This is a genomic window from Thiobacillus sp. SCUT-2, assembly GCF_035621355.1.
GTDB classification, from domain to species: domain Bacteria; phylum Pseudomonadota; class Gammaproteobacteria; order Burkholderiales; family Thiobacillaceae; genus Thiobacillus; species Thiobacillus sedimenti.
The window spans coordinates 1940412-1956095 of sequence record NZ_CP141769.1 but is presented as its reverse complement, the minus strand read 5'-3'; the positions used below and the strand labels follow the sequence as shown (position 1 = coordinate 1956095).

16 protein-coding genes are annotated in these 15684 nt (G+C 61.6%); 5 read left to right on the top strand and 11 right to left on the bottom strand.

Annotation, left to right across the window (positions count from 1 at the left end; translation table 11 throughout):
• The 9 genes from VA613_RS09640 to VA613_RS09600 form a co-directional block, all read right to left on the bottom strand.
• The gene (locus VA613_RS09640) at positions 1–1230 is read right to left on the bottom strand and encodes an efflux RND transporter periplasmic adaptor subunit (RefSeq protein WP_296657350.1); all 1230 of its coding nucleotides are present in this window, start codon (positions 1228–1230) and stop codon (positions 1–3) included.
• 32 nt (positions 1231–1262) lie between these two features.
• Positions 1263–2573, bottom strand: a complete 1311-nt coding sequence (locus VA613_RS09635; protein ID WP_296657353.1) for a TolC family protein — start codon at positions 2571–2573, stop codon at positions 1263–1265.
• Between the two features lie 82 nt (positions 2574–2655).
• On the bottom strand, positions 2656–3015 hold the full coding sequence (locus tag VA613_RS09630; protein ID WP_296768651.1) for a hypothetical protein: 360 nt from the start codon (positions 3013–3015) through the stop codon (positions 2656–2658).
• Positions 3016–3184: 169 nt separating this feature from the next.
• On the bottom strand, positions 3185–3808 hold the full coding sequence (locus VA613_RS09625; protein WP_296768654.1) for a Spy/CpxP family protein refolding chaperone: 624 nt from the start codon (positions 3806–3808) through the stop codon (positions 3185–3187).
• Positions 3809–3863: 55 nt separating this feature from the next.
• Entirely contained in the window at positions 3864–4106 is a 243-nt protein-coding gene (locus VA613_RS09620; protein ID WP_296768656.1) for an SHOCT domain-containing protein, read from the bottom strand.
• Between the two features lie 36 nt (positions 4107–4142).
• Positions 4143–4817: a hypothetical protein gene (locus tag VA613_RS09615; protein ID WP_296844414.1), complete on the bottom strand. Its 675-nt coding sequence runs from the start codon at positions 4815–4817 to the stop codon at positions 4143–4145.
• A gap of 13 nt (positions 4818–4830) precedes the next feature.
• Positions 4831–5226, bottom strand: a complete 396-nt coding sequence (locus VA613_RS09610) for a DUF302 domain-containing protein (protein ID WP_296768661.1) — start codon at positions 5224–5226, stop codon at positions 4831–4833.
• Between the two features lie 33 nt (positions 5227–5259).
• The gene (locus VA613_RS09605; RefSeq protein WP_296657375.1) at positions 5260–7131 is read right to left on the bottom strand and encodes a heavy metal translocating P-type ATPase; all 1872 of its coding nucleotides are present in this window, start codon (positions 7129–7131) and stop codon (positions 5260–5262) included.
• A 44-nt stretch (positions 7132–7175) separates the two neighbouring features.
• Positions 7176–7577, bottom strand: a complete 402-nt coding sequence (locus tag VA613_RS09600) for an ArsR/SmtB family transcription factor (RefSeq protein ID WP_296657377.1) — start codon at positions 7575–7577, stop codon at positions 7176–7178.
• A 215-nt stretch (positions 7578–7792) separates the two neighbouring features.
• Here VA613_RS09600 and VA613_RS09595 point away from each other — a divergent pair, with 215 nt between their 5' ends.
• On the top strand, positions 7793–8641 hold the full coding sequence (locus VA613_RS09595) for an undecaprenyl-diphosphate phosphatase (protein WP_324778813.1): 849 nt from the start codon (positions 7793–7795) through the stop codon (positions 8639–8641).
• Between the two features lie 652 nt (positions 8642–9293).
• On the opposite strand, the gene VA613_RS09590 is transcribed toward VA613_RS09595, so the two are convergent.
• Together VA613_RS09590 and VA613_RS09585 are read right to left on the bottom strand one after the other, a co-directional pair.
• The gene (locus tag VA613_RS09590) at positions 9294–10679 is read right to left on the bottom strand and encodes a heavy metal sensor histidine kinase (RefSeq protein WP_296657382.1); all 1386 of its coding nucleotides are present in this window, start codon (positions 10677–10679) and stop codon (positions 9294–9296) included.
• On the bottom strand, positions 10676–11368 hold the full coding sequence (locus VA613_RS09585; RefSeq protein ID WP_296657384.1) for a heavy metal response regulator transcription factor: 693 nt from the start codon (positions 11366–11368) through the stop codon (positions 10676–10678). Before VA613_RS09585 ends, VA613_RS09590 begins: the two co-directional genes overlap by 4 nt.
• 169 nt (positions 11369–11537) lie before the next feature.
• Between VA613_RS09585 and VA613_RS09580 the strand changes: the two genes are divergently transcribed.
• From VA613_RS09580 to VA613_RS09565, 4 genes are all read left to right on the top strand, one after another.
• The gene (locus VA613_RS09580) at positions 11538–13223 is read left to right on the top strand and encodes a copper resistance system multicopper oxidase (protein WP_296657387.1); all 1686 of its coding nucleotides are present in this window, start codon (positions 11538–11540) and stop codon (positions 13221–13223) included.
• 30 nt (positions 13224–13253) lie between these two features.
• Positions 13254–14261 (top strand): copper resistance protein B, encoded by a 1008-nt coding sequence (locus VA613_RS09575; protein WP_296817779.1) that lies wholly within the window; start codon positions 13254–13256, stop codon positions 14259–14261.
• Positions 14262–14410: 149 nt separating this feature from the next.
• Positions 14411–14773, top strand: a complete 363-nt coding sequence (locus VA613_RS09570) for a copper-binding protein (protein WP_296657393.1) — start codon at positions 14411–14413, stop codon at positions 14771–14773.
• Between the two features lie 243 nt (positions 14774–15016).
• Positions 15017–15658 (top strand): c-type cytochrome, encoded by a 642-nt coding sequence (locus VA613_RS09565; protein ID WP_296657396.1) that lies wholly within the window; start codon positions 15017–15019, stop codon positions 15656–15658.
• Positions 15659–15684 lie beyond the last annotated feature (26 nt).

Sequence of the window (15684 nt, the reverse complement as noted above, 5' to 3'; positions counted from 1 at the left end):
TCAATCCGCGTCGCCGATTTGCGACTTGAGCAGACGGGCTTTGAGCGCGTAGGCGCCGCTGGTCACGACCGACTCGCCAGCCGCGACACCGGACCTGATTACGATCCGGCCCTGGATGCGCTCGCCAACTTCCACTGCGCGCGGCACGAAGCCGCCATTTTCGGCCACGAATACGGTCGGCTGGCCTTGCACCAGCAGCACCGCATCCTCCGGCAGCAGCAGCGCTTTCGCGCCCGAGCCGGTCTGGATCGCGGCCGTCGCGAACATTTCAGGCTTGAGGCGGCCGTCAGGATTCGGTACCTCCACCCGTGCCTTCACGGTGCGGCTGTCCTTGTCCACCACGCTGCTGATATAGGTGAGGCGGCCTTTGAATACCTCGCCCGGATAGGCCGATACGGTGACGCTCGCCTGCATGCCCGGCCTGATCTTGGCCAGATCTTTCTCGAACAGGTCGGCCTCGATCCACAGCGTGGAAAGGTCGGCCACGGTAAACAGCGACTGGTCGGGCGGGGCGAGTTCGCCGAGTACCGCTTTCTTCTCGATGATCGTGCCGGCGAAGGGCGCGGTAAGCGGGAAGACGGAACCGGAGAGGTTTTCCGGGTTGACGCCCATCATGCGCAGCCTGTCGGCGGCGGCACGCAATGCGGCCCGTGCTTTTTCGTGCTCGGCGCGGGCGCGCAGATAGTCCTTCTCGGGGATGATGCTGTCGGCATTCAGCCGCTGGGCGCGCGCGAAGCCGGCCTGCGCCACCGCCGCCTCGCTCGCCGCCTGCAGATAGGCCGAGCGCGCCTCGCCCAAATCGATGCTGTCGAGCATCGCCAGTGCCTGGCCCGGTTTCACCCGGTTGCCCAGGCTGGCATTCACCTTGATGATGCGACCCGGCACCCGCGGGGCAACACGAGCAAGCCTGTCCTGGTTGGCCTGGATGGTGGCGGTGACCACGATCTGGTCGGCCTTTTCCTGGAGCTCCAGTTTCTGTACCTTGATGCCCGCTTGATGGATCTCCGCGTCACTCAGATCGAGCAGTTTCCCGGCGGATTTTTCTCCCGGTTTTTCTGACGGGGATTCTTGCGCGCCCTGGTTTGCGGGTTCCGTTTTTCCGGAGACGTTTTTCTCCGGTGCCGGTTTGTCGCCGCACCCTGCAAGTAAAGTTGCCGACAGGCTGCCGGCCAGGAGCAGCGATGCCAGTTGTTTCAGGCCGCGTCTTTGTTGGCTGTGTGAGTTTTCCATGTCATGAGTTCCTGAATTCTTGAATGTCTTGTTCAGCGCGTGGCGGGCGTGGACTGCCAGCCCGCCGCCGCCTCCAGCGCCACTTGGGTCAGGCGCAAGTCGGTGCGGGCGTCGAGCAGGTCGCGCTGCCCGTCCAGCACCTGGCGGTTGACCAGTAACAGTTGCAGCAGGCCGATTTCGCCTGCGCGAAAGGAAATGGCGGAGAGACGCCGGTTTTCCTGCAGGCTGGGCAGCACCGATTCCTTGAGCCGATCTACCCGTACTTTGAGGTTGGTGAATCGTTCCCACAGGGCGATTACCTGGGCGCGCACGTCGCGGTTCGTGGCTTCGCGCTCGATCCGGGTCTGGGTGAGTTCCGTGGTCGCCCGCCCGATGCCGCCCGCGTTCCGGCGGAACAGGGGAAGCGGCAGGGAAGCACTCAAGCCGACGATCTTTTCGCGGGCATCGAATGGCCCCTCCCGCCCGGTGCTGAGTCCAACCGTGACGTCCGGGTAGCGTGTCGCGCGCTCAAGGTCGAGGCGGCTCTTCGCCGCCTGTTCCCGATGGCCTAGCGCCTGCAGGACGGGCCGGCCTGCAGCAGCGTTCAGCAGGTCTTCCAGGGAGTAGGGGACGGCGGCCGGATCAAGGGCGCCCTGTACCTGCGGCAGCTCATCAGGTGGCAGTTGCAGCAAAGCGGCCAGCTCCGCGCGCGCCTGGACGAGTTGCTCATGCAGCAGCGCCACTTGGTTGCGCGCCCGTTCCGCTTCCACGCGGGCGAGGTTGCCGTCGAGCCGGCTGTCCTCTCCCGCTGCGACCCGCTTGCCGACGGCTTTGGCGGCGTCTTCGATGAGGTTGAGCGTCGACTCCTCGGTCTGGATGCGCGACTGCAGGCTCAGCACCCGCACGAAACGACTCTCCACTTCGGCGCGCACCTGCCGCCGGGTTTCCGCGATCACCTGCCGGGTCGCGGCCAGCGATTGCTCGGCTGCGGCCCGCCGGTCGCCTTGCTGGCCCGCGATTTCGAAGGTCTGGGCGAGCCCTACGTTCCACTCGCGGTTGACTTGGGTGGGATTCGAAACCTGCGGGACTTCCTTGCGGCGCCGCTCCACGGAGACCTGCGGGTTGTTCCACAGCGGCGCGCGCGCATCGCGCAGCTCGCCTTCTGCTGCGGGGATGGCGGCCTGGGCCGCGCGCAGCGTCGGGTTGGCCTCCTCGGCGCGCTGCCACGCACCCTCCAGGGTCAATGCCGCGGGGTCTGCAAACGCGACGGGGGACAATAAAAACCAGACCAACGATGCCGCGGCTGCACGGCACACCGGCCGCAACCCGCTCCGGGCGTTGCGGCATAAAAATGAAAACCTCATGCTCATTCCTTTCCAAGGCGAACACGACACCCAGCCGAAGGCGGATGCGTCTTCGCAACACAAAAATCAATGCGTTTGGAAACTAGGAGATGAGTCGCGGCGGCCGGAAAAGGCCTTCGTGGGCAGGTTCGGGAATGAACCGGGAGTTGTGGGAGGAGTAGCCTTCGACGGGCTCTGAAGACAAGCTTGGCGCCTGGCCGAACAGCCCGAGGAAATGCCCCACTTCGTGGCACCAGTGGGTACATACCGCCTTGGCTTTAGGAAACTCGCCATGACCATGGCCCGCTTGCAGGGATGGCTGCATCATCTCCGCCGGGCCGGTTTCTTGCCCGGCGAAAAACGCATCGGCCACCGCGGCGCGGTTGAACGTCCAGCCGGCCGCATTGATCAGCAAGGTGACCAGCAGGAAATACAGGAGTCGGCGTGCGGCTGCGGGATGCATGTTGCTATCTTATCTGCTTGCGTTCTTTGTGTGGCTGTTTTCTTGATTGCCCACTGTGGCGTAGGGGAATAGCTTGGCACTCTTATGGCATCCTCGTTTAAGTGATGCGCGATCCGGGTGAGGTAGGGGACCAACCCTTCAACACCCGGACCGTCCAAGGCGCCCTGGCTTAATCCCAATCCCACATGTCGTGGCCGTAACCGTAGCCGCGCTGCATGCGCTGCATCCTTTCCCGCTGTTCCTTGGTCAGAACGGCGTTCATCCGTTTCTGCGCATCGGCCCGGGCATTGAAGACCTGACGCTCGAGGTCGGTGGTTTTCCGGTACGCCTGGTCGAGCGCGGCGGGGTCCGCGCCGGAGGAATACATGTCCTGCAGCTTTCGTCTTTCCTCGAAAATCTGCTGCATCAGGGGCGCTTCTTTTTTGGCGAGATCGTCGCGAATCTTGTCGATCTTTTCAGCCTGCTCCTTCGTCAGGTCGGGTCCCCCGGAATAAGGACCTCCATATCCATAGCCACCCATCATTCCAGGACCCATGCCATAGCCACCCATCATTCCGGGTCCCATGCCATAGCCGCCCATCATTCCAGGACCCATGCCATAGCCGCCCATCATTCCGGGTCCCATGCCATAGCCACCCATCATTCCAGGACCCATGCCATAGCCACCCATCATTCCAGGACCCATCATCATTCCGCACCCATAGCCCTGGCAAGGGTATAGCGCTTGCTGCGCAAAAGCCGCGGGGGCCGTGAGCGAAAGCACTGTTAGTCCAGCCAACACGATCTTTTTCATGCTGTTTCTCCTTCGGTGATCCAGTGACACGTAACGCCCACGCAAGCATGGGCACCTAGCCACGCTTCAAGTCGTCGCGTTTCTCGATAAATTCCTCGCGATCGATTTCTCCCCGAGCATATCGTTCTTCCAGCACGTCCAGCGCTCCTTGCCTGCCATCGCGGGCGCCCGGGTTCGGACGACGGATACCGTCCCCGAAAAAATATTTGAGCCCCAGCGCGATGAGCAGGATCGGCACCAGCCAAAACAGAATCATGCCGAACCACCCCCATCCCCAACCCATGCCGTATTCCCACATCGTGCAGATCTCCAGAGCTTGGTTCCGCCGCACACGCTATTTTTGGTCCGCGCTGTGCCGCTGCAAAAAATCGACGATCTCGTTAGTCGTCGTCTCGTCCGGGACGATTTTCCCCATCGCGGTCATGTTGCTGCGCATCCGGCCGACCACCGCCGGCCACTCCCGCGCGATGTGTTGCCGCGGATCCGGCAGCGCGTGGCATTGGACGCACGTCGCGCTAAATGCCCGACCCTCCCGTGTGTTCAGGTCCGGAAATTCGCCTGCATCGATGGGCTTCTGGGCATGCCTCTGCAAATATCCCAGCAGGATCTCCAACTGCACCGGATCGGGAGCCGCAACGCCCATCATCCCTCCCATCATCTGCATGCGCATGTTCATCCGGCCCAGCACCTGGGGCCATTCCGAGGCGGTATGCAGGCCTGGACTCGGCAGGTTGTGACATTGCATGCAGAACTGCTGCAGCAGGCGCGCCCCTGACGAATCGGACTCGGGCAGGCGGGCGGGGTCCATCCCGGGAGGCAGCGTGCCCCCCATCATCCGTTGCATCATGTTCCGGTGCATGCCCATTCCACCCATCATCCCCATCCCACCAGCCAGGATCGTCGGTTCGCTGGAAGCAAGCTCGCCTGCGGATGCCGCAATCGGGGCAGCCAGGCACGCCGCAACGGCTGCGCCCAGCGCCAGGATCGAAGCCCCTTTGCCTATCTGCATGATGTCTTCACTCTTACAGGGCCTGCATGACCCGCTCCAGCTTTTGCCTAACCTCGCCGGCCAATTGATGCACTTCCGCCTTGTTCACCAGATCCAGCACTGCGTTTGGATCCATGAATTCCACCTGCACCTTGCCCGCATCGTCCTGGCGCACCACCACGTTACAGGGCAGCAGGAGGCCGATCGAGGGCTCGGCGACGAGCGCCCGGTGCGCCAGCGGCGGATTGCACGCGCCGAGGATTCGGTAGGGCGGCATATCCTGATTGAGCTTCTTCTTCAGGGTCGCCGCCACGTCGATGTCCGTGAGCACGCCGAAGCCTTCCTTCTGCAGTTCCTGGATGACCTTCTCGATTGCTGCGTCGAACGACGAGGCGACTGTCTTGCCAAAACCGTACTGGGTGGTGCTCATGCGTTTACTCCTTAGTGAAAAAACAAGAACAGTTCAGGTCCTGAGCATGCGCAGGCCGCTTGCGATCACCACGAACTCGCTGATCTCGTGCGCGAGGACCGCGACCGGCAGGGTGAAATAACCGCTCACCGCGCCGGCGATGAGCGAGCCGATCACCACCACGGACAGCGCCAGGTTTTGCAGCACCACACCCCAGGTGCGGCGGCTGAAGCGGATGAGGTAGGGCAGGCGCGCCAAGTTGTCGCTCATGAGGGCCACATCGGCCGTTTCCAGGGCGACATCGGTGCCGGCGGCCCCCATGGCGACGCCCACGTGGGCGGCGGCGAGCGCCGGTGCGTCGTTCACCCCGTCGCCCACCATCAACACCTTGCCGTAGCGGGCCTCCAGTTCGGCGACCTTGCGCGTCTTGTCCTCGGGAGTGAGCTCGGCGTGCACCTCGTCCACACCCACCTGTTCGGCAATGGCGGCGGCGGCAAGCGGATTGTCGCCGGTCAGCATCACCACCCGCTCGATCCCGGCGCGCTTCAGTTCGGCGATGGCGCTTGCCGCCTCGGGGCGCAACGGGTCGCTGATTGCGAACAAGGCCTGGATTGAAGAATCGGTCCCGAGCATCACCACGGTCTTGCCCTGGCTTTGCAGGCGTTGAACCTGGTCCATCGCGTCGGCAAGCGGAACAGCCAGGTTGGCGAATAGTTTGGGGCTGCCAATGTAGAACCGCCGACCGCCCACTAACCCTTGGGCACCGGCGCCCGTTAGGGAGCGGAAATCCTCGGCGTGCACCGGTTCGAGGCCAGCCGCGTGGGCGCGGCGCACGATGGCCTGAGCCAAGGGATGCTGCGAGCGTGATTCCAGGGCCGCGGCGGTCTCCAGCACCTCACGCTCGCCGTGCCCCCAGAACACGCGCACGTCAGTGACCTCCGGGCGGCCGATGGTGAGCGTGCCCGTCTTGTCGAGCGCCACGACCTTCACCCGGGCCAGATTCTCCAGATGGACGCCACCCTTGATGAGCAGGCCGTTGCGGCCAGCGGTGCCCAGGGCCGCGACCAGGGTGATCGGGATCGAGATCACCAGGGCGCAGGGCGCCGCGGCCACGACGAAAACGGTGGCGCGGGTCAGCCATTCCGCCCAGGGCAAGCCAAAGAGCGGCGGCAGGAGGGCGATAGCCACGCCAACTGCCAGCACGGCGGGGCTGTAGCGCTTGCCGAAGCGCTCGATGAAGCGCTGGCTGCGCCCCTTGCTGGCTTGCGCCGCTTCCACGAGGTGGATGATGCGGGAGAGGGTGTTGTCCGCGAACGCCTTGGTCGCGCGCACCGTCAGAGCGCCTTCCCCGTTGATGCTGGCCGCGAATACCTTGCCGCCCGGGGATTTCTCCACGGGAACCGATTCTCCCGTCACCGGCGCCTGGTTGACCGCGGAATGGCCGTCGATCACGTCGCCGTCGGTGGCAACCGACTCGCCCGGCAGGACGATGAAGGTATCTTCCACCCGTAACTGTTCGACGGGGATGCGCGACTCCCGGCCGTCCCGGCGCACCAAGGCGGTCTTCGGCGCCAAGTCCATCAGCGCGCGCACGGCATGACGCGTGCGCTCCGCGGTGTAACCCTCCGCCGCCTCGGAGATCGAATACAGGAAAACCAGCGTGGCGGCTTCCAGCCACTGTCCCATCACGCCGGCGACAAGGGCCGCGACGGACATCAGCAGTTCGATGCCGACTTCGCGCTCCTTGACCAGTTCCTCGAGCGCCTCGCGGCCGAAGTAATAACCACCGATAAGGACCGCAGCCACATATAGCAGGACTGCGGCGGCGTGGGGCAGCCCCAGGTAGCCTCCAATAAAGCCCAGCGCGAGCAGAACGCCGGCAGTGGACGACGTCACGACCTGCGGGTTTTTCCACGGCGGCGGCATTGCCATTCCAGGCGCAGACAGAGACGCGGAACACGAGCACGCCATCACTCGCCTCCCGCCGCCAGTTCGGGCGTCTGGATGCCGATGCGGCAGCGGCCGTCTTCCCGCAGGCACATTCGCTGGCGGAAGCGCTCGACATCGCGAGCAAAGCCCCCATCGACGTCCGGCAGCACCTGGAGCGCCTCATATAAGCGGTCGAGATAGGGGATGCCCTCAACCAGTCGGTGATAGACCCAGCGGCCTTCCTTTACCGCAGACAGCAAACCCGCCTGCCGCAGCACCTTAACGTGGCGCGAGAGCTTGTACTGGGGCTCCAGGAGACTATCCACCAATTCGCAAAGGCAGGCCTCCTCGTCTGTCTCGGCCAATAGCCGGACGATCCGGACTCTGGTCGGATCGGCGAGTGCCTGAAATATTTCCTGGGGTTTTACCTGAACTGTATGCATAGATGCATGATAATGCATGTATGCATACAGTTCAAAATAGGATTTAGATACTGTGAACGATCGACTTATAACCGGCGCTTACGAGTACTGCGAACACGTCCACCCATGTGGTCTTCCGTTCGAACCAGTGGCGACAACTAAGGCAACAAGAATTCGGGGGTATCCCATCGATCAACGGCCGATACACCCCCACTCAATCATTAGGAATCCCCTGTATGGACTTACTACAGATATTGATCCTCGCCATTGTTCAGGGTGCGGCAGAACTCTTGCCGGTCTCGAGTTCGGCTCATGTGATCGTGGCCGAGAAGTTGATGGGGCTGGACCCCACCGTGCCAGAGATGACGCTGTTGCTGGTGATGCTGCATACCGGCACGATGTTCGCGGTCATCGTCTACTTCTGGAAGTCCTGGCATACCACTTACTTTTCTTCAGCCCAGGCATTTCGCACCAACGCGCTTCGTGTAGTGGTCGCGACGATAGCGACCGGTGCAGTGGGACTGGCCCTGCTGCAACTGATCAAGCACGTGGTCGCTGGCAACGTGCCCGGATTTGAAATTGAACATCTGTTTGGCAACGCCAGGTTGATGGCTGCCGCGCTGGCCGCAGCCGGTGTGCTGATCATCGTATCGTCGCGTTTCCCCGAGCGCACGGACAATGATGATTTGTCGCTGCGCAGCGCGGCATGGATCGGCGCAGTGCAGGGCCTGTGTCTGCCGTTTCGGGGCTTCTCCCGTTCGGGCGCCACCATCTCGACCGGCTTCGCCTTGGGCGTAGGCCGCCGACGAGCAGAAGAGTTCAGTTTCGCGCTGGCGGTGGTGCTGACCCCCGCAGTGATCGTCAAGGAAGCGTATCGACTTTACCAGGCGCAGGGCGCTGCCATGGCCGTGCATGCAGGCGGGCTCATGCAACTCGTTGGCCCGAGTTTGATCGGCATGGTATTGAGCTTCCTGGCGGGATTGGTGGCGCTACGCTGGCTGTCGCGCTGGCTGGAACAGGGCCGTTGGCATTTTTTTGGCGCCTACTGCCTGTTGGCCTCCCTGGCGGTGCTTTGGGTGGGGTAAATCTTGCCAGCGATTCTGATGCGGCCATCAAACGAAACTCAACCCAGTAAGAACAACCTTCTTGGTTCGAGGTAGGGCAGCCGCCAGCCCAATAAACTAACAGTGATCTGGAGGGTGTCGAACTGGTCAGCCGCACAGCTGGATTCCTGGTCAACGGCTGGTGTACGACTGCGAAGCAGACCCGATTACAGCATGATGCCACCGACAGCTAGGGCCGATTATGCAAAGTGAAATGTGATAACGAACTGGAAACGCCGATGCGCAGAGGATGGAGTAGTCCATTGTGAACTTTGCATAATCACCAAGCTATAAGGTTGGACACTACGAGCAAGGTGGACGATAACGATGGAGCTTGGCTGGCGTTCACAAAGCAAAAGGATAGGACTTCACACCGGCAGGTCAGTATGGCCGGGGATACACCAAGATCTGCTGCAGAGTGATGCGGCTCATAACCGACCGCTGTGCGTGACATCGCAGTTCAGATCACAAGCGAAATTATGCCAAGCGTTCCTCGCCGTCAGTTGGCGCAAGGCCGCGCCCAGAAAGCGTTCTGAAATTGCCGTCTTGTAACCATAAACGGATAGCCGATGTCCGCTTTGTGAAATGTGGCCTAATGGTCCTCTGACAAGAAGCGGACATTTGCATCGTTCCATCACGTAGGTAAAGTGATACGAAACCGCGTCGCTTCGTTGGTGGAGGTGACGGAAATTGAGCCGCCATGCGCGCTAACGATGGATTTGACAATTGCCAGGCCCAGGCCGGCGCCATCGCCCTTGCGTTGACGCGAAGGGTCGACGCGGTAGAAGCGGTCGAACAGTCTTGGCAGGTGCTCTTCCGGGATTTTCGTGCCGGGGTTCTCGACGGATAAGATGGCTTTATCCGCGTCGCTTTGTAAGAACACCCGCATGGTTTGCCCGGGCGGAGTGTGCCGTATGGCGTTCGATATTAGGTTACTGAGCGCGCGTCGTAACATCAGCCGATCGCCGGAGGCGGTAGCAGACCCTGTCTGGGTCAGCGAAACAGCGCGTTCTTCTGCCCAAGCCTCGAAATAGTCAAACAGGTCCTGTGTCTCATTGGCCAGATTTACCTTTTCCACGCCCGGTTTGATAAGGCGGTTGTCGGTCTGGGCAAGGTAGAGCATGTCGCCGACCATCTGGGCCATGCGTTCATATTCCTCCAGGCTGGAATAAAGAATTTCCTTGTACTCATCCTTGCCGCGTGCGCTGGAGAGTGCCACCTGTGTCTGGGTCATCAGATTAGAGATGGGGGTGCGCAGTTCGTGTGCGATGTTGGCAGAAAACTCGCTGAGGCGTCGGAAGGAGTCATCCAGGCGAGTCAGCATGGCGTTAAACGCGGTCGCAAGAGGCTTGAGTTCAGTAGGCAAGCCTGTAGTCGGCAGACGATCCGACAGGCGCTCGGCGGAAACGCCCGCCACCATGTCGGTGACCTCGCGCAAGGGGGCAAGTCCCCATCGGGTGGCTATCCAGCCCAGGCCGGCTGTGGCGAAAGTGGCCAGGGTGATGGCAATGGCCAAGACCGACTTGAACTTGTTCATGAAGCGCTCATGGTGCTCGATGTCCTGCGCCACGACCACGGTGTAGTGCGTGTCGCCGCCAGCGCTGATCGTCACAGCCATGCTGCGGAAACTTCTCCCCGCCTGTGCCCATTCCTGCAGAGCGCCTGGCGCACAGCCTTTGGACTGGATTTGGCAGTCTTGCAACAGCGGGCGCGGGAAATCAGTCCCCGACGTAGCGAACCAGATTCCTCCCGCCGCATCCGTCACGACCACCGCAAGACCCGGGTGTCCGACCAACGCGTCGTCCAGTTGCCGAGGCAGTAGGTCTAAGCGCTTCTGGCTATAGGCATGTTTGAACAAATTCTGGATGAGTTCCAGCTTGCCCGTGAGTTCGACCCGATCCTCTTCCTTGAGATGGCGTTCCACCACTTGCGTCAAGAAGAACCCTGTTGTCAACAATACCAGGGAGGCTGCAGCGGCAAAAAGCAGGCTGATACGCGTGGTCAGTGACAAGGTTTTCATGCGGTGTTGCCTTCCTGGGGAGGCTCCAGCACGTAGCCCATCCCGCGCACGGTATGGATGAGCTTGTGATCGAAACCCTCGTCGATCTTGACACGCAGCCGGCGCACAGCGACATCGATCACATTGGTGTCGGAGTCAAAGTTCATATCCCAGACCTGTGACGCAATCAGGCTGCGCGGCAACACCTCACCCTGTCGGCGCAGGAACAATTCGAGCAAAGCAAATTCCTTGGCCGTGAGTTCGATCTTGTTGCCTGCCCGCATGGCGCGCCGTCGCAGCAAATCCAGTTCCAAATCGGCCGCCTTGAGGACGGTGGATTCCAGGCTGGAATGTCCCCGTCGTACCAGGCTGCGTACCCGGGCCAGCAGTTCGGAAAAGGCAAAGGGTTTCACCAGATAATCGTCGGCCCCCAATTCCAGCCCCTTGACCCGGTCCTCAACCTGGTCGCGCGCGGTCAGGAACAGCACCGGCATTTCAACCCCGGCGCGGCGCACACCTTCGAGCACCTGCCAGCCATTGAGACCGGGAAGCATCACATCCAGGATCAACAGGTCGTAGTGGCCAATTTGTGCGAGTTCCAGCCCCTCCCATCCATCGCGAGCCAGATCCGTAACGAAGCCCGCCTCGGTGAGGCCTTGCTTCAGGTAATCACCTGTTTTGGGTTCGTCTTCGACGATGAGTATTTTCATGGATGGGGCGTCCGGGCGGATGCAAGCATCCTGCCACAGCTCACACACTGCGTGGAGCGCATTACAGATTTGTAATTTATCTGTCAGTTTGATGTTGGGCGCGTGCCTGCAATATGCGGGCATTGCCTGGATGGGCAAAACCTTATTTCAGAATGGAGAGCAGCCCTACATGAAACCTCTTGCCTCACATTACCTGTCGGTTCCGGATTTGCCGCGCCGCCGATTCGTTCAGGGACTTGCTGCGGGGGGCATCCTGCTCGGCCTGCCGGCGATCATCAAGCCGGCCTGGGCAGGCACGGTCGGTACCACGACAGGTGGCGCTCCGGTACTCGGCGGCACGGAATTTGATCTCACGATTGCGGAAACGCCGGTCAATTTCACCGGCGCACAGCGCATCGCCACCACCATCAATGGTTCGCTTCCCGCGCCCACGCTGCGCTGGCGGGAGGGAGATACCGTGACCATTCGGGTTACCAACCGGCTCCCGGTTGCCAGCTCCATCCACTGGCACGGCATCCTCCTGCCATTTCAAATGGACGGTGTGCCGGGCATCAGCTACAAAGGCATTGCCCCAGGGGAAACCTTCACCTATCGCTTCAAGGTGCAGCAGACCGGCACCTACTGGTACCACTCGCATTCCGGTTTTCAGGAACAGACCGGCCTGTATGGCACCATCGTCATTGAGCCGGCTGGCGGCGAGACGATCCGTGCCGATCGTGACTATGTGGTGCAGTTGTCGGACTGGACCGACGAAGACCCGATGCGGGTCTTTGCCAAGCTCAAGACGCAGAGCGACTACTACAACTTCAACCAACCCACGGTGGTCGACTTCTTCCGCGACGTCGCCAGGGTGGGACTGTCGACCGCGCTCGACAAGCGTCGCATGTGGAACCAGATGCGCATGAGTCCGACCGATCTCGCCGACGTCTCAGGCTATACCTACACCTATCTGATGAACGGCACGACTCCGGCTGGCAACTGGACCGGGCTGTTCCGTCCAGGCGAAACAGTGCGGCTGCGCTTCGTCAACAGTGGTGCGATGACCTTCTTCGACGTTCGCATACCGGGGCTCAAGATGACTGTGGTCCAGGCCGACGGCCAGGACGTCGATCCGGTGACGGTGGATGAGATTCGCATCGGTGTGGCCGAAACCTACGACGTGATCGTCACGCCAAAGGATGAGGCCTACACGATCTTCGCCCAGTCGATGGACCGTACCGGCTACGCGCGCGCCACGCTGGCGCCGCGTGCCGGCATGGCGGCGGCGGTGCCCGCGCTGGACAAACCGCAGCCGCTTGAAATGGAGGACATGATGGGCGACATGACTGGCGTGGCGCGCGCGCACCATGCCAGGACTGAATACGGCCCGAGCGTGGACATGCGCGTGGACACGCCCCGCACCGACCTCGACGACCCGGGCGTGGGCCTGCGCGACAACGGCCGTCGCGTCCTGACCTATGCCGACCTGCACACGGTCGGCGGGCCCCTTGATCCGCGGGGTGCCGAGCGCGAGATCGAACTGCATCTCACCGGCAACATGGAGCGTTACACGTGGTCGATCGACGGAGTCGAATTTGGCAGATCGACACCTGTGCACTTCCGTCACAACGAGCGCCTGCGCGTGGTATTCGTCAACGACACCATGATGACCCATCCCATGCACCTGCACGGCATGTGGAGCGAGTTGGAAAGCCCTGACGGGCGCTTCCAGGTGCGCAAGCACACCATTGCCGTACAGCCGGCTCAGCGCGTGAGCTTCCTTGTCACCGCCGACGCCCTGGGCCGGTGGGCCTGGCATTGCCACCTGCTCCTGCATATGGATGCCGGCATGTTCCGTGAAGTGGTGGTGGCGTAAGCCCGGCAAATGAAAATCAGAGGACATACGATGGTGAACAAGCAGATCAAGACTATTGCCCTTGCCGCGATGTTGGCATTGGGGATCTCGCCCGCCTGGGCACAAGACCCGGGAGCCCAGGGAATGGCAGCCGGAGGGACGGAGGCGATGCCAGGCATGGCCCAGGGCAAGATGGATCACGGCACCATGACGGGAATGGGGCAGGGCGACATGTCGGGCCCGGCGCAGGACATGGGGCAGGACATGAGCAATATGAGTTCCGGCGGCAGTATGGACTCCGGTTCGATGGACATGCAGGGTGGCCCGGCGCCAGTCGACGCACGCGACCCGCACGCCTATTCCGGCGGCTATACGCTTGAGTCGGGGCCCTATGCACGTCCTGGCCCGCGTGAGCTGCGCATGGCTGATGAACACAACTTCGGCGCATTGCTGATCGATCGACTGGAGCGTGTCTATACCGACAATGGCGACTCAACGGCCTATGACGCGCAGGCCTGGTTTGGCCGCGATTACGATCGCCTGGTGCTCAAGGCCGAGGGCGACGTAGCGCGGGGCCGTCTGCAGGATGCCCGCACCGAAGCGCTCTGGGGGCATGCGGTGGCCACGTTCTGGGATACGCAACTCGGCGCGCGCTGGGACAGTGGTGTGGGGCCGGACCGTGGCTGGCTGGCGTTCGGCATTCAGGGGCTGGCGCCCTACTGGTTCAACGTCGATGCAACCGCCTATGCGGGAAACGGCGGACGGACTTCGCTGCGCTTGGGCGCGGAGTATGAACTGCTGCTGACGCAAAAGCTCATCTTGCAGCCGCGCGTCGAAATGAATCTGTATGGAAAGCAGGACACGGCGAGAGAGATCGGTAGTGGCCTCTCCGACGCCACCGCCGGACTGCGTCTGCGTTATGAATTCACGCGTCAGATTGCTCCCTATGTCGGAGTCGAATGGGCGCGTAAGTTCGGGGGGACGGCGGATTTCGTACGTGCCGCAGGTGAAGACACCCAGAATACGCAGCTTGTCGCGGGACTGCGCTTCTGGTTTTGACTTTCGATTGTTCACCCGGGCCGGCACGGGGAATTTGCTTGCTTGATGCCCGGTCATTATGTGGCCAGGCATCAAGGGCAGTATCGAGGTAAACGTGAGGTAATGCGCGAGCCGGTTTCAGCAACGCAACATAAAGAGGAAACACAATCATGATCAAGAAAAGCATACTTGGGTTAGGCCTGTTCGGAATTGTTGGAACGGGCGTGGTGGGAATCGCGCATGCCGTACCGGACGGCGCGGTTGCGCCCATCCATCTCGCCGCTGCAGACACCGCGGAGACATCGACCGTGTCCGCTATTGGCGTGGTGCAGCAGACCCGTCCGGAACAGGGCAAGGTCAAGATCAGCCATGAGGCCATTCCGGCGCTGGACTGGCCACCGATGACCATGTTCTTCCGCGTCAAGGACAAGGCGGTGCTGGAGGGCATCGCCGCCGGCGACAAGGTGCGCTTCGAGCTGGAGAAGGGCGCTACGGGACTGGAAATCACACGCATGGAAAAGATGGCCAAGTGAGTGGACGTCGCCGAACCCGTTGTTTGGCCGCGGCCGATCTGGCTCGCGCCGACGGCGAGAGGACGGGCGTGACGTGCCGGGTTGCCCGCGTGCGTTTCTAGTTCGATTGACTATCCCGGCAAGCGAGATACGACGGGGGATGGACACAGGCTAAATTCTCCTTCGAGGTGTATACAGCGAGTTGTCCCCGCCGATGAACCCATTTTCGGCGGTTTTTTTACGTGGTTTCAGAGGAGAAACCAGATGAAACGTTTTTTGATGGGGGCGCTGACCACGCTGGCGATTGGCGTAGCACTCGGCGCTGCGGCCGTTTATTCCGGCTTGTTCGATGTGGCGGCTGATAGGCCGCACAGCCGGTTCGTGTATCACATGATCGAGACGGCACGCGAACGCTCCATCGATCGCCATGCGCGTGATCTTGCGGTACCTGGTAACCTGGCCGACACGGAGCGCGTTCGCCGTGGAGCGGGAAATTACGCTGCCATGTGTGCGGAGTGCCATCTAGCGCCTGGTAAGGCCGATTCTGAAATTCGAATGGGTTTGTATCCGCAACCTCCCGACCTGACACGCCATGAAGACGAGGGGGCTGCAGATATGGCCGCGCGCCACTTCTGGATCATCAAACACGGCATCAAGGCATCCGGTATGCCGGCCTGGTCCAAGGGCGGGATCGAGGACGAAGCTGTCTGGGACATAGTGGCTTTCATTCAGAAAATGCCCACGCTCTCAGCAGAGCAATATGTTGCGCTAGTTGAGTCGAGTGAAGGCCATTCGCATGGCGGGCTGTCTCCTGCGGAAGACAGGCACGTTGATAGCGCGCACATTCCATCGGCGGGAAATGAAGACAGCCATGAACACGCACATGCTGCCAGTCACGAACACTGATTCTGAATATTCAGAATCGCGGCCAC